The 23981-nt window shown below is 57.2% G+C and carries 21 protein-coding genes; 14 read left to right on the plus strand and 7 right to left on the minus strand.

The genetic code is table 11. The features are described from left to right. Positions 1-40 precede the first annotated feature (40 nt). On the minus strand, positions 41-1735 hold the full coding sequence (gene narQ / locus SK53_RS00620) for a nitrate/nitrite two-component system sensor histidine kinase NarQ (protein ID WP_048208268.1): 1695 nt from the start codon (positions 1733-1735) through the stop codon (positions 41-43). A gap of 152 nt (positions 1736-1887) precedes the next feature. On the opposite strand from narQ, the gene aegA reads away from it, so the two are divergent. The 3 genes from aegA to SK53_RS00640 all read left to right on the plus strand — a co-directional run bounded on the left by aegA (position 1888) and on the right by SK53_RS00640 (position 5675). Next, entirely contained in the window at positions 1888-3864 is a 1977-nt protein-coding gene (aegA, locus tag SK53_RS00630) for a formate-dependent uric acid utilization protein AegA (RefSeq protein WP_072202138.1), read from the plus strand. Between the two features lie 67 nt (positions 3865-3931). Next, the gene (gene nudK, locus SK53_RS00635; protein WP_048208272.1) at positions 3932-4525 is read left to right on the plus strand and encodes a GDP-mannose pyrophosphatase NudK; all 594 of its coding nucleotides are present in this window, start codon (positions 3932-3934) and stop codon (positions 4523-4525) included. Between the two features lie 106 nt (positions 4526-4631). Then, complete coding sequence (locus tag SK53_RS00640; RefSeq protein WP_003863552.1) at positions 4632-5675, plus strand: DUF1176 domain-containing protein; 1044 nt, start codon at positions 4632-4634, stop codon at positions 5673-5675. A 59-nt stretch (positions 5676-5734) separates the two neighbouring features. Here the strand turns inward: SK53_RS00640 and tkt are convergent, their stop codons facing one another. Both tkt and tal read right to left on the minus strand, forming a co-directional pair. Then, positions 5735-7723 (minus strand): transketolase, encoded by a 1989-nt coding sequence (tkt, locus tag SK53_RS00645; protein WP_022651557.1) that lies wholly within the window; start codon positions 7721-7723, stop codon positions 5735-5737. A gap of 19 nt (positions 7724-7742) precedes the next feature. Next, complete coding sequence (gene tal, locus SK53_RS00650; RefSeq protein ID WP_003863547.1) at positions 7743-8693, minus strand: transaldolase; 951 nt, start codon at positions 8691-8693, stop codon at positions 7743-7745. Between the two features lie 286 nt (positions 8694-8979). Between tal and maeB the strand changes: the two genes are divergently transcribed. Next, complete coding sequence (gene maeB / locus SK53_RS00655) at positions 8980-11259, plus strand: NADP-dependent oxaloacetate-decarboxylating malate dehydrogenase (RefSeq protein WP_003863546.1); 2280 nt, start codon at positions 8980-8982, stop codon at positions 11257-11259. 110 nt (positions 11260-11369) lie between these two features. Here the strand turns inward: maeB and hemF are convergent, their stop codons facing one another. Together hemF and amiA are read right to left on the minus strand one after the other, a co-directional pair. Continuing rightward, entirely contained in the window at positions 11370-12269 is a 900-nt protein-coding gene (gene hemF, locus SK53_RS00660; RefSeq protein ID WP_023325023.1) for an oxygen-dependent coproporphyrinogen oxidase, read from the minus strand. Further along, entirely contained in the window at positions 12269-13144 is an 876-nt protein-coding gene (amiA, locus tag SK53_RS00665) for an N-acetylmuramoyl-L-alanine amidase AmiA (RefSeq protein ID WP_023325022.1), read from the minus strand. Before amiA ends, hemF begins: the two co-directional genes overlap by 1 nt. 212 nt (positions 13145-13356) lie before the next feature. On the opposite strand from amiA, the gene SK53_RS00670 reads away from it, so the two are divergent. From SK53_RS00670 to pdxK, 10 genes are all read left to right on the plus strand, one after another. Continuing rightward, entirely contained in the window at positions 13357-13782 is a 426-nt protein-coding gene (locus tag SK53_RS00670) for a GNAT family acetyltransferase (RefSeq protein WP_003861292.1), read from the plus strand. Next, positions 13769-14218 carry a DUF2919 domain-containing protein gene (locus SK53_RS00675; RefSeq protein ID WP_003861294.1) on the plus strand — a complete coding sequence of 150 codons (450 nt, stop codon included), beginning with the start codon at positions 13769-13771 and terminating at the stop codon, positions 14216-14218. The genes SK53_RS00670 and SK53_RS00675 overlap by 14 nt, the downstream gene beginning before the upstream one ends. Positions 14219-14281: 63 nt before the next feature. Next, entirely contained in the window at positions 14282-14857 is a 576-nt protein-coding gene (locus SK53_RS00680) for an RpoE-regulated lipoprotein (protein ID WP_003861296.1), read from the plus strand. A gap of 92 nt (positions 14858-14949) precedes the next feature. Then, on the plus strand, positions 14950-15849 hold the full coding sequence (locus tag SK53_RS00685) for a Dyp-type peroxidase (protein WP_003861297.1): 900 nt from the start codon (positions 14950-14952) through the stop codon (positions 15847-15849). A 175-nt stretch (positions 15850-16024) separates the two neighbouring features. Then, positions 16025-17038, plus strand: coding sequence for a sulfate ABC transporter substrate-binding protein (locus SK53_RS00690; protein WP_032609792.1), 1014 nt, complete (start codon positions 16025-16027; stop codon positions 17036-17038). Further along, a complete protein-coding gene (gene cysT / locus SK53_RS00695; RefSeq protein ID WP_003861303.1) occupies positions 17038-17871 on the plus strand; it encodes a sulfate/thiosulfate ABC transporter permease CysT in 834 nt (277 codons plus the stop codon). The genes SK53_RS00690 and cysT overlap by 1 nt, the downstream gene beginning before the upstream one ends. Next, on the plus strand, positions 17871-18746 hold the full coding sequence (gene cysW / locus SK53_RS00700; RefSeq protein ID WP_003861305.1) for a sulfate/thiosulfate ABC transporter permease CysW: 876 nt from the start codon (positions 17871-17873) through the stop codon (positions 18744-18746). The genes cysT and cysW overlap by 1 nt, the downstream gene beginning before the upstream one ends. Continuing rightward, on the plus strand, positions 18736-19830 hold the full coding sequence (cysA, locus tag SK53_RS00705) for a sulfate/thiosulfate ABC transporter ATP-binding protein CysA (protein WP_048208275.1): 1095 nt from the start codon (positions 18736-18738) through the stop codon (positions 19828-19830). The genes cysW and cysA overlap by 11 nt, the downstream gene beginning before the upstream one ends. Positions 19831-19897: 67 nt before the next feature. Next, entirely contained in the window at positions 19898-20809 is a 912-nt protein-coding gene (cysM, locus tag SK53_RS00710; protein WP_003861311.1) for a cysteine synthase CysM, read from the plus strand. Between the two features lie 5 nt (positions 20810-20814). After that, a complete protein-coding gene (pdxK, locus tag SK53_RS00715; RefSeq protein ID WP_003861313.1) occupies positions 20815-21651 on the plus strand; it encodes a pyridoxine/pyridoxal/pyridoxamine kinase in 837 nt (278 codons plus the stop codon). Positions 21652-21695: 44 nt separating this feature from the next. Here the strand turns inward: pdxK and crr are convergent, their stop codons facing one another. Next, positions 21696-22205, minus strand: coding sequence for a PTS glucose transporter subunit IIA (gene crr / locus SK53_RS00720; protein WP_003861316.1), 510 nt, complete (start codon positions 22203-22205; stop codon positions 21696-21698). 40 nt (positions 22206-22245) lie between these two features. Beyond that, positions 22246-23973, minus strand: coding sequence for a phosphoenolpyruvate-protein phosphotransferase PtsI (ptsI, locus tag SK53_RS00725; protein WP_023314613.1), 1728 nt, complete (start codon positions 23971-23973; stop codon positions 22246-22248). Positions 23974-23981: the final 8 nt, after the last annotated feature.

Raw genomic sequence — 23981 nt, forward strand, 5'->3', positions numbered from 1 at the left:
TAAATTATCATGCGCTTTTTTCAGCGCGCCTTCTTTCCCGCTATTTTTCAGCCTGCGCCGCAGGCGTCCGGAACGTTACGCTGACCTGTGTCCCACCCTGTGGCGGCTGAGAAAAGTGTAATGTCCCGCCGAGCCGTCCCGCGCGTTCGCGCATGATATTCAGCCCGTAATGCCCCGGCGGTTCACTGGCGTCGCCGATACCAATACCGTTGTCGCGGATCGTGACTGTGTGAGTGCCGTCCGCGGTGGTGACGCAGCTGACCACAATCTCGCTCGCGTCGGCATGTTTAATCGCATTCAGCACTGCCTCACGCACAATCTGTAAGAGGTGCACCTGTTTTTGCGCGTCCAGCGCCAGCGATGAGAGACGGCAGTCGAGCACCAACTTCGCGCTGGTCTGGCTTTGCAACCCGTCAAGAGACTCCTGTAGCGCGGCAGGAAGATTGGCGTGATTGAGCGTCAGGCGGAAGGTGGTGAGCAGCTCGCGTAGCTGATGCCAGGCGTTATTCAGCTCGCGGGAGAAGTCCGTAATGATGGCCTGCGCCGGGGCATTGTCGCCCGGCACGGCATGCTTCAGCAGCGTAAGCTGAATACGCAAATAGGAGAGCACCTGCGCCAGCGAATCATGCAACTCGCGCGCGATGGTGGCGCGCTCTTCCATCAGCAGCAACTGCTGATAATGTTTCTGCGCCTGATTGAAATAGAGCCCCCGGCCCAGCATCGTCGCCACGCTTTCCATGAGCGGCAGCGGAACATCCCCGGTCGCGCTTTGCCAGCGCAGTTCGCCGTACAGGGTGTCCTGCATTAATACCGGTAAATTGTGCATTTTCTCGCCCGGGGACTCCTGTCCTTCGTAAAGCTGCCAGTCGTCACTGGTGCGCAATTGCAGGTAATTCATCTGCGTATAGTCATGCACAATCTGCAAAATATGCCGGAAGCAGTGGCTGTCTATCTGCCCGGTATTCAACGCCTGTGAGCATTTGAACAGCATTTCGAGCTGCTGATGCGCTTCATACAGGTGGCGGGTTTTTTCAGCAACGGAGTGCTCCAGGGAACGGTACAGGGTGTGTAATTCCGCCGACATATGGTTGAAGGCGCGGGAAAGCTGGCCCAGCTCGTTGGGAAGCATAATATCCGGCGCGGGGGTATCGAACTGCCCCTGTTCGATACGCTCGCTCGCTGCCACCAGATTATTCAGCGGCAGCACAACCTGACGGCGGATGCGCCGCAGGGTCATCACCGCCAGCAGCAGGATGCCCAGGCCGCCCGTCAGCGACATGAAAATCACCAGCTGTATCTTATGTTCGGTGTAGTGCTGTAGCGCCAGCACAAAGGCATCTATCCGGCCCACGAAATCCTCTATGTGGCTCTGATACCACCCGGTATCGCCGCTGGCGATACGCGTGTCCATCTCCTGCCAGCCAAGCTGCAACTGCTGGTAACGCTGTTTGACGTCCTCTGGCACATACCAGCGGTTTAGCTTCTGCAACGCAGGCGCGCTCAGCGTTTTCTGCCAGACCGCGCGGTGCCCTGCCAGCGACGGGCTGGCGCGCTGCATTTCGTAGCCCAGGCGGTAGCTCTGCATGCGCAGCGATCCGGCGATGTTAATCGCCTCGGCGTCGCGCTGGCTGCTGGCGAGTGTAACCAGCGCAATGGCGCTGATCAGAACGGACAAGACAATCATCGAAAAGAAAGCCCGAGCCAGGCTTCCCGATACGGGGCGTTTAACGGTCACTCATCGGCTTCCTGAATTAAATTGATCTGCCACAGGTTCACTGGAAATAATTCGCCTTCCAGGGCATTTGAACATTGCGTCGCCATGCCACTGTGGGTAAATACGATAACAATAGAAAGAATAAGGTTATTGAACCAAAAACAGGTGTTGTTATGAATCGTTTTATTATGGCCAACGCTCAACAGTGTATCGGTTGTCGCACCTGCGAAGTTGCCTGTGTGATGGCGCACAACGGGGAGCAGCACGCGCTGAGCGAGCGCCATTTTCATCCCCGCATTACGGTCCTTACCTCAGGCTTGCGAAAAAGCCCCGTGACCTGCCACCACTGTGAAAACGCGCCCTGCGCGCAAAGCTGCCCGAACGGAGCCATCACGCAACACAGCGACAGCGTACAGGTCAATCAACAAAAATGCATTGGCTGTAAAGCCTGCGTGGTGGCCTGTCCGTTTGGCACGATGGACATGCTGATCGCCCCGCTGGAAAACGACAGCGTAAAGGCCTCGGCGCACAAATGCGACCTCTGCCTGGAAAGGCCGCAAGGCCCGGCCTGCGTTGAAAACTGCCCGGCAGAGGTGCTTACGCTCGCCACCCCAGCCGTGCTGGATAAGTTGGTTAAGCAGCGCCGACAGCGCAGCGCAAGGCTGGACGCGCTGCCGTGGCACAGCGAGGCGGTTCAGTCAGTCCCTCCGCAAACCAAACGGCAACAGATGCAAAACACCCCGGCGCGCGGTGAGCCGGAAAAGCTCAGCCCCGACGCGCGCGCAGGTCATTTTAACGAGATCTACCTGCCGTTTCGCCCGGAACAGGCGCAGCGCGAAGCATCCCGGTGCCTGAAATGTGGCGACCACAGCATTTGCGAGTGGACCTGCCCGCTGCATAACCATATTCCACAGTGGATTGAGCGGATCAGGGCGGGGGATATCATCGGTGCGGCTGAGCTTTCTCACCAGACTAACTGTTTACCGGAAATTACCGGCCGCGTCTGTCCACAGGATCGATTATGTGAAGGCGCCTGCACCCTGCGGGATGCGTCAGGGGCGGTAACCATCGGGAATATCGAACGGTATATCTCGGATCGGGCGCTGGCGATGGGCTGGACGCCGGACGTCAGCCACGTTAAACCGGTCGGTAAGCGCGTCGCCATCATCGGTGCCGGTCCGGCAGGGCTGGCCTGCGCCGACGTACTGGTGCGCAGCGGCGTCGGTGTGACGGTCTACGATCGCCATCCGGAAATCGGCGGATTGCTGACCTTTGGTATTCCGGCCTTCAAGCTGGATAAATCCCTGCTAGCGCGGCGCAGAGAGATATTCAGCGCGATGGGCATCCGCTTCGAGCTGAACTGCGAGGTGGGAAAAGACGTATCGATGGCCCAACTGCAAAACGACTACGATGCCCTGTTCATCGGCGTAGGGACCTATCGTTCCATGAAAGCGGGTATCCCTCACGAAGACGCGCCGGGCGTGTACGACGCGCTGCCGTTTTTAGTGGCGAACACGCGGAACGTGATGGGCCTTGACCCTGCCGCAGACGAGCCGTTTATCGACACGCAGGGGTTAAACGTGGTGGTGCTGGGCGGGGGCGATACGGCGATGGACTGCGTGCGCACCGCGCTGCGACATGGCGCGGCGAAAGTCACCTGCGCCTATCGGCGGGACGAGGCCAACATGCCGGGCTCAAAGAAAGAGGTTAAAAACGCGAAAGAAGAGGGCGCGGCCTTTGAATTTAATGTCCAGCCGGTTGAGCTCACGCTGGATACCGACGGAAAGGTCAACGGTATCCGGATGCTGCGCACCCGTCTGGGCGAGCCGGATGCGCAGGGGCGGCGGCGTCCTGTCCCGGTGGCGGGCAGTGAGTTTGTCATGCCAGCGGATGCGGTGATCATGGCGTTTGGGTTTAATCCGCACGCCATGCCGTGGCTTCAGGCGCAGGGCGTCGACACCGACGACTGGGGGCGCATCAGGGCCTCCGTGGAGAGCCGTTATCGCTACCAGACCTCGAATCCGCAGATTTTTGCTGGCGGTGATGCGGTACGCGGTGCAGATCTGGTGGTCACCGCGATGGCGGAAGGGCGCCATGCCGCGCAGGGGATCATGGACTGGCTTGGCGTGCCGCCGCGCAACATGCATTAACGCAGACGGGCGACAAAGCGGGCTTCACAGCGTAGTATAAACAGACTCATTTTGCCGTGGAGCCCGTATGTCTCTGAACATTAGCGTTATTAAAGACAAAATCCTTTCTGAAAATTACTTTGTCCTGCGTAACATCACTTACGATCTCACCCGTAAGAACGGGGACATCATTCGCCATAAACGCGAAGTCTACGACCGGGGCAATGGTGCAACCATTCTGCTGTATAACCGTGAAAAGCAAAGCGTAGTGCTGATCCGCCAGTTTCGCATCGCGACATGGGTCAATGGCAACGCGGACGGACGTCTGATTGAAACCTGTGCAGGTCTGCTGGACGACGATGAGCCGGAAGTGTGTATCCGCAAAGAAGCCATTGAAGAGACGGGTTTTGAGGTGGGGACGGTGCAGAAAGTCTTTGAGCTGTTTATGTCCCCTGGCGGGGTCACCGAGCTGATCCACTTCTTCATTGCGGAATATACCGATGCCCAGCGCACGCACCGGGGCGGTGGCGTGGACGACGAAGACATTGAAGTGCTGGAAATGCCTTTCGCTAAGGCTGTTGACATGGTGAAACGCGGCGAGATCCGCGACGGTAAAGCGGTGATCCTGTTGCAATATCTGCAAACCAGCGGGCTGATGAATGCCGCGGCGGAAGCGCGATAAGTTGTATTTCAGATAAATCTATCCGATAAATCCGATTGAGCCAGCCCGCCCAGGGCACGAAGATACGCCCCAGATTGACCTATTCGTTTGCGGGGCTGTGCCGTTCATGCGCTACTGCGTTTTTCTTATCTTCTTCATTTGCGTGCTTCCCGCGCCTCGGGTGTGGGCTGCGCCTGCGCAGCAGTCTTTTTCAGACTGGCAGGTGACCTGCAATAACCAGAACTTCTGCGTAGCGCGCAACACTGGCGAGCATCGCGGTCTGGTCATGTCGCTGAGCCGCAGTGCGGGGGCAAAAACGGACGCCAGCCTGCGCATTGATCTCGGTGGGCTTTCGGCGCCTCCGGTGAAAGAGCCTGACATCGCCCCGCGCCTGCTGCTCGACAATGTGCCGCTTAAACTCACGTCGCAACACTGGCAGTTAACCCCCTGGCATCTTAAAACAGACGATACGGGCACCATCACCACGTTTCTGAAAACCATTCAGGAAGGTCAGGCGCTGACTCTGCGCGGGGGGAAGCAGACAATCTCTCTGGCCGGGCTGAAAGCGGCGCTGCTGTTTATCGATGCCCAGCAAAAACGCGTCGGAAGTGAAACGGCATGGATTAAAAAAGGGGATAGTCCACCGCTGAGCGTGCCGCCTGCGCCGGCATTAAAAAAGGTGGCGGTGGTGAACCCCACGCCAACGCCGCTGACGCATAACGAATTGAACGATCTGCTGGATTACGGTAACTGGCGCATGAACCACAGCCAGTGCTCTCTCGATCCGAACCGGCGTGAGGTGCGCGTGACCGCGCTGACCGATGACAAAGCGCTGATGATCATCAGCTGTGAGGCGGGGGCGTACAACACCGTCGACCTGGCGTGGCTGGTGTCGCGTAAAAAACCGTTTGCGGCCAGGAGCGTGAGATTGCGTCTGCCGTTTACCCCTTCCAGCCAGAGTAGCGACATGGAGCTGATGAATGCCAGCTTCGATGAAAAAACGCGCGAGCTGACCACGCTGGCGCTGGGACGCGGGATTGGCGACTGTGGGATCCAGACCCGCTGGCGTTTTAACGGCCAGCGCTTCCGTCTGGTACGCTACGCGGAAGAGCCAAGCTGTGATAACTGGAATGGGCCAGATGCCTGGCCCACGCTGTGGATCACAAGGTAGGGTTTTGCCGATTTGTAGGCCGGGTCAGGCGCAGCCGCCACCCGGCAACGCAGATCGCACTACAGCACGCTCAGCGCCTTCTCCACTACGTTCTCAACGGTAAAGCCGAAGTACGGGAACAGCTTATCGGCCGGGGCGGATTCACCGTAACCCTTCATGCCGACAATCGCCCCTTTCAGACCCACATATTTGTACCAGTAGTCGGCAATGCCAGCTTCAACCGCCACGCGCGCCGCGACGTTTGAAGGCAGCACCGATTCGCGGTACGCCTCATCCTGGGCATCAAAGATATCCGTTGAAGGCAGGGAAACCACGCGCACCGCGTGACCCTCGGCGGTTAGTTTCTCCGCCGCTTTTACCGTGATTTCCACCTCTGAACCGGTGGCAATCAGGATCACGTCTGGCTTGCCGCCGCTGTCTTTCAGGATGTACCCGCCGCGGGCGATATTTTTCACCTGCTCCGGCGTGCGCTCGATCTGCGCCAGGTTCTGGCGCGACAGGATCAGCGCCGTGGGTCCGTTATGACGCTCTACGGCCAGCTTCCAGCCCACTGCCGCTTCAACCTGATCGCACGGACGCCAGGTACTGAAGTTTGGCGTCAGGCGCAGGCTCGCCAGCTGCTCTACCGCCTGGTGCGTCGGCCCATCTTCACCCAGTCCGATGGAGTCGTGGGTGTACACCATGATTTGCCGCGCCTTCATCAGAGCCGCCATACGCGCCGCGTTACGGGCATATTCGACAAACATCAGGAAGGTAGCGGTGTACGGCACGAAGCCGCCATGGTGGGCGATGCCGTTGGCAATGGCGGTCATCCCGAACTCGCGCACGCCGTAGTGGATGTAGTTCCCGGCAATGTCCTCCTTCAGGGATTTAGAGCCGGACCAGATGGTAAGGTTACTTGGCGCCAGATCCGCCGATCCGCCCAGCAGTTCGGGCAGGATTGGGCCAATTGCGTTCAGGGTGTTTTGTGATGCCTTACGGGTGGCAATTTTCGCCGGGTTGGATTGCAGGTTTTCAATCAGCGCCTGGGTTTTCTCTTCCCAGTCTTCCGGCAGGCCGCCGCTCATGCGGCGGGTAAACTCAGCCGCCAGATCCGGATACGCTTTTTTGTAAGCGGCAAACTTCTCGTTCCAGGCCTGCTGCGCTTTTTCACCTGTTTCGCGAGCATCCCAGGCCTTGTAGATCTCTTTTGGGATCTCAAAGGCCGGGTGTTTCCAGCCCAGTTTCTGGCGGGTCAGCGCCACTTCCTCTTCACCCAGCGCCGCGCCGTGCGCCTCTTCTTTGCCCGCTTTGTTCGGCGAGCCGAAGCCGATGGTGGTGCGGCAGATGATCAGGGACGGTTTGTCCTTCACGCTCTGCGCTTCCTGAATCGCTTTTTTCACCGCCTCAGGATCGTGACCGTCGATCTCGTGCACCACGTGCCAGTGATAGGCTTCAAAGCGTTTTGCCGTGTCGTCGGTAAACCAGCCCTCGGTTTCCCCGTCAATGGAGATACCGTTGTGATCGTAGAAGCCAATCAGCTTGCCCAGGCCCAGGGTGCCCGCCAGCGAGCAGACCTCGTGGGAGATCCCCTCCATCAGGCAGCCATCACCCATAAAGACATAGGTGTAGTGATCGACAATCTCGTGGTCGGGCTGGTTGAACTGCGCGGCCAGCGTACGCTCTGCAATCGCCAGGCCGACGGCATTCGCCAGCCCCTGGCCCAGCGGGCCGGTAGTGGTTTCAACACCCGGCGTATAGCCGATCTCCGGGTGGCCCGGCGTTTTGGAGTGCAGCTGGCGGAAGTTTTTTAACTCCTCAAGCGGCAGATCGTAGCCGGAGAGGTGCAGCAGGCTGTAGAGCAGCATCGATGCGTGACCGTTGGAGAGAATAAAACGGTCGCGATCGTACCAGGTCGGATCGGTCGGGTTGTGCTTGAGGAAGTCGTTCCACAGCACTTCGGCAATATCAGCCATACCCATGGGGGCGCCAGGGTGGCCGGAATTGGCTTTTTGTACGGCATCCATGCTGAGGGCGCGAATGGCGTTGGCGAGCTCTTTACGGGACATAGTTCACTCCGTGGCAAGGTTAAAGTTTGGCAGCGAGAAGATCTTCGAGTTTGCGCTGGTCGACGGCGAACTGACGGATGCCGTCCGCCAGTTTTTCCACGGCCATTGGGTCCTGATTATGCTCCCAGCGGAATTCCGCTTCGGTCATGGGTTTTGGTTTTGGCAGAACGGTAGAGGTCGGCACAAGCTTGCGGATCACCGTCTCTTCACTCTCCTGAAGCTTTTTCAGCAGGTCAGGGGAGATGGTCAGCCGGTCGCAGCCCGCGAGCGCCAGGATCTGCTCGGTGCGGCGGAAGCTGGCCCCCATCACGATGGTTTCGTAGCGGTGCTGCTTGTAATAATCGTAGATATTACGCACCGATTTTACGCCAGGATCTTCTTCCACCACGTACGGATCCATTGGCTGTTTCGCCTGATACCAGTCGTAGATACGTCCGACAAACGGTGAAATCAGGAACACGCCCGCTTCGGCGCAGGCACGCGCCTGGGCGAAGGAGAACAGCAGCGTCAGGTTGCAGTGGATCCCCTCTTTCTCCAGCACTTCCGCCGCGCGGATGCCTTCCCAGGTAGACGCAAGCTTGATCAGGATGCGTGACTTATCGATCCCCTGCTCCTGGTAGAGTTCCACCAGGCGGCGAGCCTTGTTAATGCTCTTTTCCTGGTCGAATGAGAGGCGGGCATCCACTTCGGTGGAGACGCGTCCCGGTATGCTTTTAAGAATTTCCGCACCGATATTGACCGCCAGCTTGTCGCTGGCCTCGGCGACCTGCTGCTCCTGCGTTTTCCCGCGCTGTTTGCCATAGGCAAGGGCGTCATCAATCAGATGACTAAAGTGCGCAAGACCGGCCGCCTTGAGCAGCAGCGAGGGGTTGGTGGTCGCGTCTTCCGGCTGGTAGTGACGAATCGACTCGATGTCGCCGCTATCTGCAACCACGGTGGTAAATTGTTTGATGCCGTCTAGCTGGTTCATAATTACTCCTTGGAAATAAAAGAGTTAGTCGAGTGCGTCAGGTCACACTTCTGAGAATATCATGATGGACTTAACAAAAAAGCATAGCAGACGGGGGAGGCATTGCTGTCTGAGACGGGTAACATGGTTGTTATAAATTGATAACAATTTTTATTCTGCAATGGTGAGAGTTTGGCAGCCTTCAAAGTTTAGGAGCCTGCCTGCGGCGATACTATGCGGCACACCAGGGTGTGCATAGGAACGTCAACATCACCCTTTTTGACCGAAACGTGAAAGGAATAACAAGATGGATGATCAGTTAAAACAAAGCGCTCTCGATTTTCACGAGTTTCCTGTTCCGGGTAAAATCCAGGTATCCCCGACCAAACCGCTGGCGACCCAGCGCGATCTGGCGCTGGCCTACTCGCCAGGCGTGGCTGCTCCGTGCCTGGAAATCGAAAAAGATCCGCTGGCAGCGTACAAATACACCGCCCGTGGCAACCTGGTGGCCGTTATCTCTAACGGTACGGCGGTGCTGGGGTTAGGGAACATCGGTGCGCTGGCCGGTAAGCCGGTGATGGAAGGGAAGGGCGTTCTGTTTAAGAAATTTGCCGGTATCGACGTCTTCGATATCGAAGTGGACGAACTGGATCCGGATAAATTCATCAACGTGGTGGCGGCGCTGGAGCCGACCTTCGGCGGCATCAACCTGGAAGACATCAAAGCGCCGGAATGTTTCTATATCGAGCAGAAGCTGCGCGAGCGTATGAACATTCCCGTGTTCCATGACGACCAGCACGGCACGGCGATTATCAGTACCGCCGCCATTCTGAACGGCCTGCGCGTGGTAGAGAAAAATCTCTCCGACGTGCGCATGGTGGTCTCCGGCGCAGGCGCCGCGGCCATCGCCTGTATGAACCTGCTGGTGGCGCTGGGCATGCAGAAGCACAATATTGTGGTCTGCGACTCCAAGGGCGTGATCTACAAAGACCGCGAGCCAAACATGGCGGAAACCAAGGCGGCCTATGCGGTGGAAGACGATGGCAAGCGCACGCTAGAAGACGTCATTGAAGGTGCCGACATTTTCCTCGGCTGTTCAGGCCCGAAAGTACTGACCCAGGAGATGGTGCAGAAGATGGCGCGCGCGCCAATGATCCTGGCCCTGGCGAACCCGGAGCCGGAAATTCTGCCGCCGCTGGCGAAGGCGGTGCGTGAAGACGCGATCATCTGTACCGGACGTTCGGACTACCCGAACCAGGTGAACAACGTGCTCTGCTTCCCGTTCATCTTCCGCGGTGCGCTGGACGTCGGCGCTACGGCAATCAACGAAGAGATGAAGCTCGCCGCCGTTCATGCTATCGCAGAGCTGGCGCACGCCGAGCAGAGCGAAGTGGTGGCCTCCGCCTACGGCGATCAGGATCTGAGCTTCGGCCCCGACTACATTATCCCTAAACCATTTGACCCGCGTCTGATCGTGAAGATCGCGCCAGCGGTGGCTAAAGCGGCGATGGACTCCGGCGTGGCGACGCGGCCGATTGAAGATTTCGATGCCTACGTCGATAAACTCACCGAGTTCGTCTACAAAACCAACCTGTTTATGAAGCCGATCTTCTCCCAGGCGCGCGCTGACGCGAAGCGCGTGGTGCTGGCGGAAGGGGAAGAGGCGCGCGTGCTGCATGCCACGCAGGAGCTGATCACCTTAGGGCTGGCGAAACCGATCCTGATTGGTCGTCCGAGCGTGATCGAGATGCGTATTCAGAAGCTGGGCCTGCAAATTAAGCCGGGCGTCGACTTTGAGATCGTCAATAACGAATCCGATCCGCGCTTCAAAGAGTACTGGAACGAATACTATTCGATCATGAAGCGTCGCGGGATCACCCAGGAGCAGGCGCAGCGGGCGGTGATCAGCAATACCACGGTGATCGGCGCGATCATGGTTCATCGCGGTGAGGCGGATGCGCTGATCTGCGGCACCATCGGCGAGTACCATGAGCATTTCAGCGTGGTGCAGGAGATCTTCGGCTATCGCGAGGGCGTCCATACTGCCGGCGCAATGAACGCGCTGCTGCTGCCAAGCGGTAACACCTTTATCGCCGATACCTACGTCAACGACGATCCTTCCCCGGAGGAACTGGCGGAAATCACCGTGATGGCGGCGGAAACCGTGCGCCGCTTTGGTATCGAGCCGAAAGTGGCGCTGCTGTCGCACTCTAACTTCGGGTCATCCAAATCCGCGGCGGCGTGCAAAATGCGCCAGACGCTGGACCTGGTGCGCGAGCGTGCGCCGGAGCTGATGATCGACGGCGAGATGCACGGCGACGCCGCGCTGGTGGAGAGCATCCGTAACGAACGCATGCCGGATAGCCCGCTGAAAGGCTCGGCGAACGTGCTGATTATGCCGAACGTGGAAGCGGCGCGTATCAGCTATAACCTGCTGCGTGTGTCGAGTTCTGAAGGGGTGACCGTAGGGCCAGTGCTGATGGGGGTGTCAAAACCGGTGCATGTGTTAACGCCGATTGCCTCCGTGCGTCGTATCGTCAATATGGTGGCGCTGGCGGTGGTTGAGGCACAGACGCAGCCGCTGTAATTAACCCCACCCCTCACCCTAACCCTCTCCCCTGAGGGGAGAGGGGACAGCTCCGAGCCGTCTTTTCACCCTCGCCCCTTTGGGGAGAGGGCCGGGGTGAGGGGTAAGGGTTACACCCAGTCCCGAACCCGAATAAACTCACTCAAGGCAGCCTCCGGGCTGCCTTCTTTTGGCGCGTAGCTGTATTCCCAGCGCACCAGCGGCGGCATCGACATCAGAATGGACTCCGTGCGCCCACCGGTTTGCAGGCCAAACAGCGTCCCGCGATCCCATACCAGGTTAAACTCCACGTAGCGCCCGCGGCGGTAAAGCTGGAACTCACGCTCGCGCACGCCGTAGTCGGTGTTTTTGCGGCGTTCGACAATCGGCAGATAGGCATCGGTAAAGCCTTCACCCACCGCGCGCATAAAGCTGAATGCGGTATCAAAATCCGGCGTGTTGAGATCGTCAAAGAACAGCCCGCCGATGCCGCGCTGCTCGTCGCGGTGCTTCAGATAGAAATAGTCATCGCACCACTTTTTGTATTTCGGGTAAACGTCTTCGCCAAACGGCAGGCAGAGGTCGCGCGCGGTGGTGTGCCAGTGCACGGCATCCTCTTCGAAGCCATAGTAAGGCGTTAAGTCGAAACCGCCGCCAAACCACCAGACCGGATCGGCCCCCGGTTTTTCCGCGATGAAAAAGCGCACGTTGGCGTGGCTGGTTGGCACAAACGGGTTATGCGGATGCACCACCAGCGAGACGCCCATCGCCTCGAAGCTGCGGCCCGCCAGTTCAGGCCGATGCGCCGTGGCGGACGCTGGCATTGCATCACCGTGGACGTGGGAGAAGTTGACCCCGGCCTGTTCAAAAATACCGCCGTTACGCAGCACGCGGCTGCGCCCGCCGCCGCCCGCTTCGCGCTGCCAGGCGTCTTCCTGGAATTCACCGCCGTCTGCGGCGGAAAGTTTCTGGCAAATCGCGTCCTGTAGCTGCATCAGGAAAGTTTTGACCAGCTGTGCATTCGGTTTCATCAACGTTTCCTGGAGTGCGCTTTTTGATTATCGAACCAGTTGAAATAACTGATGACCCCGGAGGCGATGGCGTTCGCGATCTTCTGACGAAACGCCGTGGTGCCGAGTAAACGCTCTTCTTCCGGGTTGGTAATGAACGAGGTTTCCACCAGCACGGACGGTATGGACGGGGACTTCAGCACCACAAACGCGGCCTGCTCGGTGCTTTTGCTGTGCAGACGGTGCACGGGCTTAATCCGTTTAAGGATATGCGAGCCGAGCGTCAGGCTGTTTTTGATGGTATCGGTCTGCACGAGATCAAACAGAACCTGCTGTAACAGATGGTCTTTGTCGGTAGCTTTTTTCCCGGCCACTTCATCCGCCCGGTTTTCACGATCGGAGAGGTATTTCGCCATGGCGCTACTGGCGCCACGGTTGGAGAGAGCGAACACCGAGGCGCCTGCGGCGGAAGGGTTTGTGAAGCCATCCGCGTGAATGGACATAAACAGGTCTGCGCCGTGCTTGTGGGCAATCTCCACGCGATCGTACAGTGGGATAAACGTGTCGCCCGTGCGCGTCAGGCGGGCGTCAATACCGTTGCTGCGTAAAATTGCGCGCACATTTTTTGCAATTGCCAGCACGACGTGTTTTTCTTTCGAACCGTTTCGGCCAATGGCGCCGGTGTCGATCCCGCCGTGGCCTGGATCGAGCATGACCAGACGCTTTGCGCCGGCTTTTTTGGTTTTCGGTTTGCTGTGTCCGTTACTGGTTTTAAGCGTGCTCTCGTCTTTTGCCTGAGCCTGCTTTGCGATGCCCGTTAACGTTAAGGCCGCCAGCCCCGCTTTGAGAACCTGACGACGCGATGTGAGTGCTTTTAATGGTTTGAATGTGCTCATGCGGCCTGAATTGTAAAAATTGGGGTCCTGGTGTTATATCGTATCGCGTTTTGCGTGACGACATTCCTTATTGAGAATTGTTTTACTTTTCATTTCAATACGTGACAAAGTGACATTATGCCAAATTTTGGCGAGTTTTTCCCCGGTTATTGGCTAAATGCCCTGTTCACGCCATAATCACTGTTTTTAAACCCGAAAAGGCGGTTAATACCATGGAGATACGCGTTTTTCGCCAGGAAGATTTCGAAGAGGTGATCACCCTTTGGGAGCGCTGCGATCTGCTGCGTCCATGGAACGATCCGGAGATGGACATCGAACGGAAGGTGAATCACGATGTCAGTCTGTTTCTGGTCGCTGAGGTCAACGGCGAAGTAGTCGGGACGGTGATGGGCGGGTACGACGGCCACCGCGGCTCGGCCTACTATCTGGGCGTGCACCCGGAATACCGCGCGCGCGGCATCGCCAACGCGCTGCTTAACCGTCTGGAAAAGAAGCTGATCGCCCGTGGCTGCCCGAAAATCCAGATTATGGTCCGGGAAGATAACGACGTGGTGCTGGGCATGTATGAACGTCTGGGCTACGAGCATGCGGATGTACTGACGCTGGGTAAGCGCCTGATCGAAGATGAAGAGTACTGAGTTCCACCCTGGCGACTACGACGTTCACGGTCGTCTGCGTCTGCCTTTTTTGTTCTGGTGCGTTTTGCTGTTGCAGGCCCGCACCTGGGTGCTGTTCGTGATGGCTGGCGCGTCGCGCGGGCAGGGCGATACGCTACTGAATCTCTTTTATCCCGATCACGATGCGTTCTGGCTGGGGTTACTGCCCGGTGTACCGGCGGTGCTGGCGTTCCTGTGCAGCGGACGGCGGCAGTTCCTCCCGCGCTTCTGGCGCGCACTTCGCTGGCTATTGATTCTGGCGCAGGTTGTGCTCCTGGTCTGGCAGCCCGTGCTCTGGCTGTACGGCGAGCCGCTATCAGGTATCGGGATTGCGCTGGTGGTGGCGGATATTGTCGCGCTGCTGTGGCTGGTCACGAATCCCCGTTTACGCGCCTGTTTTACGCAAGAGTCAGATTAAAACGGCACTTTTTGCCGATACTGCACTCCAACAAGCGTTGATTTACTACGTAAGGACGTCTCAATGAAATCGCTGCGTTTACTTTTATGCGCTCTCCCGCTGGCGTTAACCGGCTGTTCCACGCTCTCATCCATCAACTGGTCTGCGGCCTATCCGTGGAACTGGTTTGGTTCCTCAACGGAAGTGACCGAGCAGGGCGTGGGCAAAATTACCGCCTCGACGGCACTGGATCAGGATGCCATTCAGGATGCCATCGGCAGTGATTATCGCCTGCGCAGCGGCATGAAAACCGAGAACGGCAACATCGTGCGCTATTTCGAAGCGTTGAAAGACGACAAGGTGGCGATGGTCATCAACGGCGATAAAGGTACGGTCAACCGCATTGCGGTGATGGATGAAGAGATTCCGACCTCAGGTGGCGTGAAGGTAGGTACGCCGTTTGGCGAGCTCTACCAGAAAGCGTTTGGCCACTGCGCCAGTGTGCCGTCGGAGGAGAGCGTGGCGGTCGAGTGTAAGGCCGACGGCAGCCAGCACATTAGCTATGTATTCAGCGGCACCTGGAACGGTCCGGAAGGGTTAATGCCGTCTGACGACACCCTGAAAAAGTGGAAAGTGAGCAAAATTATCTGGAAGCAGTAATTTGCGCCTGAGCAAGCCGCCTCGCTGAAATCCAGGTATAATAGCCGCCATCAATGCCACGCAGTCGTGGCATCTTTTTTTCAGGAGGAGCGATGTCTCAGGTTCAGAGTGGCATTTTGCCAGAACATTGCCGCGCGGCGATTTGGATTGAAGCCAACGTCAAAGGGGATGTGGATGCCCTGCGTGCGGCCAGCAAAGTTTTCGTTGATAAACTGGCCACCTTCCAGGCCAAATTCCCCGAAGCCCATCTGGGCGCGGTGGTTGCCTTTGGCAATACCGTCTGGCGTCAGCTGAGCGGCGGCGAAGGCGCAGAAGAGCTGAAAGATTTTATTCCTTATGGCAAAGGTCTTGCGCCCGCCACCCAGTATGACGTCCTGATCCATATCCTCTCCCTGCGCCATGACGTGAACTTCTCCATCGCTCAGGCAGCGATTGAGGCCTTTGGTGACAGCATCGACGTGCAGGAAGAGATCCACGGTTTCCGCTGGGTGGAAGAGCGCGATTTGAGCGGCTTCGTCGACGGCACCGAAAACCCGGCCGGGGAAGAGACGCGTCGCGAGGTGGCTGTAATCAAGGATGGCGTGGACGCGGGCGGCAGCTATGTGTTCGTCCAGCGCTGGGAGCATAACCTCAGGCAGCTTAACCGCATGAGCGTGCATGACCAGGAGATGATGATTGGCCGTACCAAAGATGCCAATGAAGAGATTGACGGCGATGCGCGTCCGGTCACGTCCCACCTGTCCCGCGTTGACCTTAAAGAAGACGGTAAGGGGCTGAAGATTGTTCGCCAGAGCCTGCCGTACGGCACCGCGAGCGGTACGCACGGCCTGTACTTCTGCGCTTACTGCGCGCGCCTCTACAACATTGAACAGCAGCTGCTGAGCATGTTTGGCGATACCGACGGCAAGCGTGACGCCATGCTGCGCTTCACCCGTCCGGTGACTGGCGGCTACTACTTTGCGCCGTCCGTTGAGCGCCTGCTGGCGCTGTAAATCGCTCTCCATTCGTAGGCCGGGTAAGCGTTAGCGCCACCCGGCAATTTCTCTCGCACCCTTATTCCCTTTTCTGCTTCTTAATCACCAAACGGTATATAAAACCGTTACTCCTTTAGACTCCGTTATAAATATTATGACTATAAGATAGTCATCACATTTATAAGGGTGCGCAATGGCCGTTACTGTACTGAAAAAAGGATCGCTGGCACTGGCAGGTTTACTGCTGGTGGCGCAGGCGCAGGCAACCGAGTTGCTGAACAGTTCTTATGATGTTTCGCGCGAGCTGTTTGCCGCCCTTAATCCCGCATTTGAACAGCAGTGGGCGAAAGAGAACAACGGCGACAAGCTGACCATCAAACAGTCGCACGCTGGCTCATCCAAGCAGGCGCTGGCCATTTTGCAGGGGCTGAAAGCCGATGTGGTGACCTACAACCAGGTCACGGACGTGCAGATCCTGCACGACAAAGGCAAACTGATCCCGGCGAACTGGCAAAGCCGCCTGCCGAACAACAGTTCGCCATTTTACTCCACCATGGGCTTCCTGGTGCGCAAGGGCAACCCGAAGAACATCCACGACTGGAACGACCTGGTGCGTTCAGACGTAAAGCTGATCTTCCCGAATCCGAAAACCTCCGGCAACGCACGTTACACCTATCTGGCGGCGTGGGGCGCGGCGGACAAAGCTGACGGTAACGATAAAGCGAAAACCGAACAGTTTATGACCCAGTTCCTGAAAAACGTCGAGGTGTTTGATACCGGCGGTCGTGGCGCAACCACTACCTTCGCCGAACGCGGGCTGGGCGACGTGCTGATCAGCTTTGAATCCGAGGTGAACAATATTCGTAAACAGTACGAAGCGCAGGGCTTCGAAGTGGTTATCCCGAAAACCAACATTCTGGCCGAGTTCCCGGTGGCGTGGGTGGATAAAAACGTTAAGGCTAACGGCACAGAAAAGGCGGCGAAAGCCTACCTGAACTATCTGTACAGCCCGCAGGCGCAGACCGTTATCACCGACTACTACTACCGTGTCAACAACCCGGACGTGATGAGCAAGCTGAAAGACAAATTCCCGCAGACCGAGCTGTTCCGCGTGGAAGATCATTTCGGCGCCTGGCCTGAGGTGATGAAAACGCATTTTGCCAGCGGCGGTGAGTTAGACAAATTGCTGGCGGCGGGGCGTAAGTAATGTTTGCAGGATCAACAAGACGTGTGCTGCCGGGTTTTACCTTAAGCCTCGGGACCAGCCTGCTGTTCGTCTGTCTGATTTTATTGTTACCGCTCAGCGCTCTGGTGATGCAGCTCGCTGAGATGAGCTGGTCCCAGTACTGGGAAGTGGTCACCAACCCTCAGGTGGTGGCGGCCTATAAGGTAACGCTGCTGTCTGCGTTCGTGGCCTCGATTTTTAACGGCGTGTTTGGCCTGCTGATGGCGTGGATCTTAACCCGCTATCGCTTCCCGGGCCGCACGCTCCTCGACGCGTTGATGGATCTGCCCTTTGCCCTGCCGACGGCAGTGGCCGGTTTGACGCTGGCGTCGCTGTTTTCCGTGAACGGCTTTTACGGTGAGTGGCTGGCGAAGTTTGATATCAAAGTGACCTATACCTGGCTCGGTATCGCGGTGGCGATGGCCTTTACCAGCATCCCGTTTGTGGTGCGTACCGTGCAGCCGGTGCTGGAAGAGTTAGGACCCGAATACGAAGAGGCCGCGGAAACCCTGGGCGCCACGCGCTGGCAGAGTTTCCGTAAGGTTGTTCTGCCGGAACTTTCTCCGGCCTTGCTGGCGGGGGTGGCGCTCTCCTTTACCCGCAGCCTCGGTGAATTTGGCGCGGTCATTTTTATCGCCGGGAACATCGCGTGGAAAACCGAAGTGACCTCGCTGATGATTTTTGTCCGTTTGCAGGAGTTTGATTATCCGGCCGCGAGCGCGATTGCCTCGGTGATCCTTGCCGCGTCGCTGCTGCTACTGTTTTCGATTAACACTCTGCAAAGTCGCTTTGGTCGACGTGTGGTAGGTCACTGATGGCGGAAGTTACGCAATTGAAGCGCTATGACGCGCCCCGCATCAACTGGGGCAAATGGTTTCTGATTGGTACCGGCGTGCTGGTCTCCGCATTCATTCTCGTCGTGCCGATGGTGTACATCTTCGTACAGGCCTTCAGCAAAGGGATTATGCCCGCGCTGCAAAATCTGGCCGATCCGGACATGCTCCACGCCATCTGGCTGACGGTGATGATTGCCCTGATCACTGTCCCGGTGAATCTGGTGTTTGGCGTATTGCTGGCCTGGCTGGTAACGCGCTTTAACTTCCCGGGGCGTCAGCTGCTGCTGACCCTGCTGGATATCCCGTTTGCGGTGTCTCCTGTGGTGGCGGGTCTGGTTTATCTGCTCTTCTACGGCTCCAATGGCCCGCTGGGCGGCTGGCTGGATGAACACGACCTGCAAATCATGTTCGCCTGGCCGGGGATGGTGCTGGTGACCGTCTTTGTCACCTGTCCGTTCGTGGTGCGCGAGCTGGTGCCAGTGATGCTCAGCCAGGGCAGCCATGAAGATGAAGCCGCGGTGCTGCTCGGCGCTTCCGGCTGGCAGATGTTCCGCCGCGTCACGCTGCCGAATATCCGCTGGGCACTGCTTTACGGCGTGGTGCTGACCAACGCCCGTGCGATCGGTGAGTTTGGCGCGGTGTCGGTAGTATCCGGCTCGATTCGCGGCGAAACCCTGTCGCTGCCGTTACAGATTGAATTACTGGAACAGGACTACAACACTGTCGGTTCCTTTACTGCCGCAGCGTTGCTGACGCTGATGGCCATTTTGACCCTGTTTTTGAAGAGTGTGGTGCAGTGGCGTTTAGAGAATCAGGAAAAACGTCAGCATCAGGAGGGAAATCATGAGCATTGAGATTGCCAATATTAAGAAGTCTTTTGGTCGCACCCAGGTGCTGAATGATATCTCGCTGGATGTCCCTTCCGGACAAATGGTGGCGCTGCTGGGGCCGTCTGGCTCCGGTAAAACCACGCTGCTGCGTATTATCGCCGGGCTTGAGCACCAGACCAGCGGACATATCCGCTTCCACGGTACGGACGTGAGCCGCCTGCACGCCCGCGACCGTAAAGTGGGCTTTGTATTCCAGCATTACGCGCTGTTCCGCCACATGACGGTATTTGACAACATTGCGTTTGGCCTGACCGTGCTGCCGCGTCGTGAACGTCCAGATGCCGCCGCCATCAAAGCGAAAGTGACCAAACTGCTGGAGATGGTGCAGCTTGCACATCTGGCGGACCGCTTCCCGGCTCAGCTTTCCGGCGGGCAGAAGCAGCGCGTGGCGCTGGCGCGTGCGTTAGCCGTTGAACCGCAAATCCTGCTACTGGACGAACCGTTTGGCGCGCTGGATGCGCAGGTGCGTAAAGAGCTGCGCCGTTGGCTGCGTCAGCTGCATGAGGAACTCCAGTTCACCAGCGTTTTCGTGACCCACGATCAGGAAGAGGCGATGGAAGTGGCCGACCGCGTGGTAGTAATGAGTCAGGGCAACATTGAGCAGGTTGACGAGCCAGAGCAGCTCTGGCGTGAACCGGCGACCCGCTTTGTGCTGGAGTTTATGGGAGAAGTAAACCGCCTTCAGGGCACCATTCGCGGCGGTCAGTTCCACGTTGGCGCGCACCGCTGGCCGCTGGGGTATACCTCCGCGCATCAGGGGCCGGTGGATCTGTTCCTGCGTCCGTGGGAAGTGGACGTCAGCCGCCGTACCAGCCTGGATTCACCGCTTCCGGTGCAGGTGCTGGAAGCTAGCCCTAAAGGCCACTACACCCAATTGGTGGTACAGCCCCTGGGCTGGTACACCGAGCCGCTGACCGTGGTTATGCGTGACGAGGAGCCGCCGCACCGGGGGGAACGCCTGTTTGTGGGGCTGCAACACGCGCGCATTTATCACGGCAACGAGCGCATCGAGACGCGCGAGGATATTGCTCTGGCGGAGTCAGCCTGATAGGTTATTGAGTATGTTTTTCGCCCGGTGGCGTGATGCTTACCGGGCTTTTTATTGAGTAAAAATCGTGAATACACTCGAACACACCATCGGCAACACCCCTCTGGTCAAACTTCAGCGCATGGGGTGTGACAACGGCAGCGAAATCTGGGTCAAACTTGAAGGCAATAACCCGGCGGGGTCGGTGAAAGACCGGGCGGCGCTGTCGATGATTGTTCAGGCCGAAAAGCGCGGCGAGATAAAGCCCGGCGATGTGCTGATCGAAGCCACCAGTGGTAACACCGGTATCGCACTGGCGATGATAGCCGCCCTGAAAGGCTATCGTATGAAGCTGCTGATGCCGGATAACATGAGCCAGGAGCGCCGTGCCGCCATGCGCGCCTATGGAGCCGAGCTGATTCTGGTGAGCAAAGAGCAGGGGATGGAAGGGGCGCGAGATTTAGCGTTAGCGATGGCGGAGCGCGGGGAAGGCAAGCTGCTCGACCAGTTTAATAACCCGGACAACCCGTACGCGCACTACACCACCACCGGCCCGGAAATCTGGCAGCAAACCGCCGGGCGCATCACCCACTTTGTCTCCAGCATGGGGACCACGGGCACGATCACCGGTGTGTCACGCTTTCTGCGTGAACAGGATAAGCCAGTGACGATTGTCGGCCTGCAACCGGAAGAGGGGAGCAGTATTCCGGGCATCCGCCGCTGGCCGGCGGAGTATATGCCGGGCATCTTTAATGCGCAGCTTGTGGACCAGGTGCTGGATATTCATCAGCGCGAGGCGGAAAATACCATGCGTGAGCTGGCCGTACGTGAAGGCATCTTCTGCGGCGTCAGCTCTGGCGGTGCCGTAGCGGGCGCGATCCGGGTGGCTGAGTCCACGCCGGGAGCGGTGGTCGTAGCGATTATTTGCGATCGCGGCGACCGTTACCTGTCTACCGGCGTCTTTGGTGAAGAGAGTTATTCGCAGGGGGCGGGGATTTAAGCGTCATGGAGATGATTTTATTCCGGGATAACACCCGGGCGCAGCAAACCGATATTGTCGCCGTACAGTCGCAGGTGGTGTACGGCAGCGTGGGAAACAGCATCGCGGTGCCGAATATTCGCACCCACCGGCTGAACGTTACCGCCGTGCCGACGGTGCTGTTCAGCAATACGCCACACTACGACACCTTCTACGGCGGGGTGATCCCGGACGAGTGGTTCAGCGGCTACCTGAAGGCGCTGGAAGAGCGTGAGATTTTACGCGAGTTAAAAGCGGTGACAACCGGGTATATGGGCAGTGCCAGCCAGATCGTGCTGCTGGCGCAGTGGCTGAAGGCGATCAAAGTGCAACATCCCGATCTGCTGGTGCTGGTTGACCCGGTAATCGGGGATATCGACAGCGGGATGTACGTGAAGCCGGATATTCCTGAAGCCTACCGTGAACATCTGCTCCCGCTGGCCCAGGGCATTACGCCCAACGTGTATGAACTGGAAGTGCTGAGCGGCAAACCGTGCCGTACGCCGGAGAGCGCCATTGCCGCCGCGCAGGGGCTGCTGTCCAACTCGCTGAAATGGGTGGCTATCACTAGTGCGCCAGTGGCTGACGATCCGCAGAATATCCACGTCGTGCTGGTGAGCGAAGAAGGTGTTACCGTTAGCGCGCACCCGCGCGTAGAGACGGATCTGAAAGGGACGGGGGATCTGTTCTGTTCGGAGCTGGTGAGCGGTATCGTCGGGGGTAAAACCGTGGCCGACGCCATTCGCATGGCGGGCGACAGGGTGACTGACGTGATGATCTATACGCAGTCGAAAGGCTATGACGAGCTTATCCTGCCTGCATAAACAAAAATGGCGCCCGAAGGCGCCATTTTACCGTGCGGCAAGAATTACTTCTTGATGCGGATAACCGGGGTTTCACCCACGGTAACGCTGCCAGACAGTTTGATCAGTTCTTTAATTTCGTCCATGTTGGAGATAACAACCGGCGTCAGGGTAGACTTGGCTTTTTCTTCCAGCAGTGGCAGATCGAATTCAATTACCGGGTCGCCAACTTTAACACGCTGGCCTTCTTCCGCGATACGTTTGAAGCCTTCGCCTTTCAGTTCAACGGTGTCGATACCGAAGTGAACGAACAGTTCGATACCGCTATCGGATTCGATAGAGAACGCATGGTTGGTTTCAAAAATTTTACCGATGGTGCCGTCAACTGGAGCAACCATTTTGTTGCCAGTTGGTTTGATAGCAATGCCATCACCAACGATTTTCTCAGCAAACACTACATCCGGCACGTCTTCGATGTTGACGATCTCGCCGGAGAGCGGAGCAACAATCTCAATAGTTCCGGAGTCTTTCTTGTCATCAGAAACCAGAGATTTCAGTTTATCGAACAAACCCATGATCTTCTCCTAAGCAGTAAATTGGGCCGCATCTCGTGGATTAGCAGATTGTTTTTTCTTCAATGAACTTGTTAACCAGCGTCATTAACTCGTCCGTTGTCGGTTGAGCAAGAGCCTGCTCTGCTAACACCTTCGCATCTTCGAAGTTCGTGTTACGGATAATCTTCTTAATGCGCGGGATGGAAATGGCGCTCATAGAGAATTCGTCCAGACCCATACCCAGCAACAGAAGTGTAGCACGTTCGTCGCCTGCAAGCTCACCACACATGCCAGTCCATTTACCTTCTGCATGAGAAGCATCAATAACTTGCTTGATCAAATTCAGTACGGACGGTGACATTGGCTGGTAGAGATGTGAAATCATATCATTACCACGGTCAACTGCCAGGGTGTACTGCGTTAAATCATTGGTACCGATACTAAAGAAATCAACTTCTTTGGCTAAATGACGCGCAATGGTCGCGGCTGCCGGTGTTTCCACCATCACGCCGATCTCAATGGATTCGTCAAATGCTTTACCTTCGTCGCGCAGTTCCTGTTTGTAGATTTCGATCTCTTTCTTCAGTGCACGCACTTCTTCAACAGAGATGATCATCGGGAACATGATGCGCAGTTTACCGAAAGCGGAGGCACGCAGAATAGCGCGAACCTGGTCACGCAGGATCTCTTTGCGATCCATGGCGATACGCACGGCACGCCAGCCCAGGAACGGGTTCTCTTCTTTCGGGAAGTTCATGTACGGCAGCTCTTTGTCGCCACCGATGTCCATGGTACGGACGATAACCGCCTGCGAGCCGCACGCTTCCGCAACCGCTTTGTACGCTGCAAACTGCTCTTCTTCCGTTGGCAGAGCGTCGCGATCCATGAACAGGAATTCAGTACGATACAGACCCACACCTTCCGCGCCGTTGCGCTCAGCGCCGTCAACGTCACGTACGGTACCGATGTTAGCGCACACTTCAACCTGATGGCCGTCCAGCGTGATGGCTGGCAGATCTTTCAGTTTAGCGAGTTCCGCTTTCTCGGTAGCAACCTGCTCCTGAACGGCGCGCAGTTGCTCGATCACATCGTTAGTTGGGTTGACGTAAACCACATTGTTTACGGCATCCAGAATCAGATAGTCGTCGTTTTTAACCTGAGAGGTAACGCTACCGGTACCCACAATGGCTGGCAGCTCCAGAGAACGCGCCATGATAGAGGTGTGGGAAGTACGTCCACCTGCATCAGTAATGAAACCCAGCACCTTGTTCAGGTTCAGCTGTGCGGTTTCAGACGGGGTCAGGTCAGCGGCAACCAGGATCACTTCGTCCTGAATCGCGCTCAGATCGATGATGGCCAGACCCAGGATGTTGCGCAGCAGGCGCTTACCGATGTCACGTACGTCAGCCGCACGCTCTTTCAGGTATTCATCGTCCAGCTCTTCCAGGGCAGATGCCTGACCTTCGATAACTTCATGCGCAGCCGCGTCGGCCGTCATGCCTTTATCTTTAATCAGGGCTATGATTTCCTGCTCCAGCTCCTCATCTTCGAGCAGCATAATGTGCCCTTCGAAGATGGCTTCTTTTTCTTCACCGAAAGTTTCGCCAGCTTTAGTTTTAATCGCTTCCAGTTGCGCAGATGCCTTGGCACGACCGCTCAGAAAACGTTCAACTTCCTGATCAACCTTGTCGGCAGAAATTTTTTTCCGGTCAATGACGATTTCGTCTTCTTTCAGCAGCAATGCTTTGCCGAAAGCGATACCCGGGGATGCTAAAATGCCTGAAATCATAACCCTAC

The organism is Enterobacter sp. MGH119 (assembly GCF_001037675.1).
GTDB lineage: Bacteria > Pseudomonadota > Gammaproteobacteria > Enterobacterales > Enterobacteriaceae > Enterobacter > Enterobacter hormaechei_C.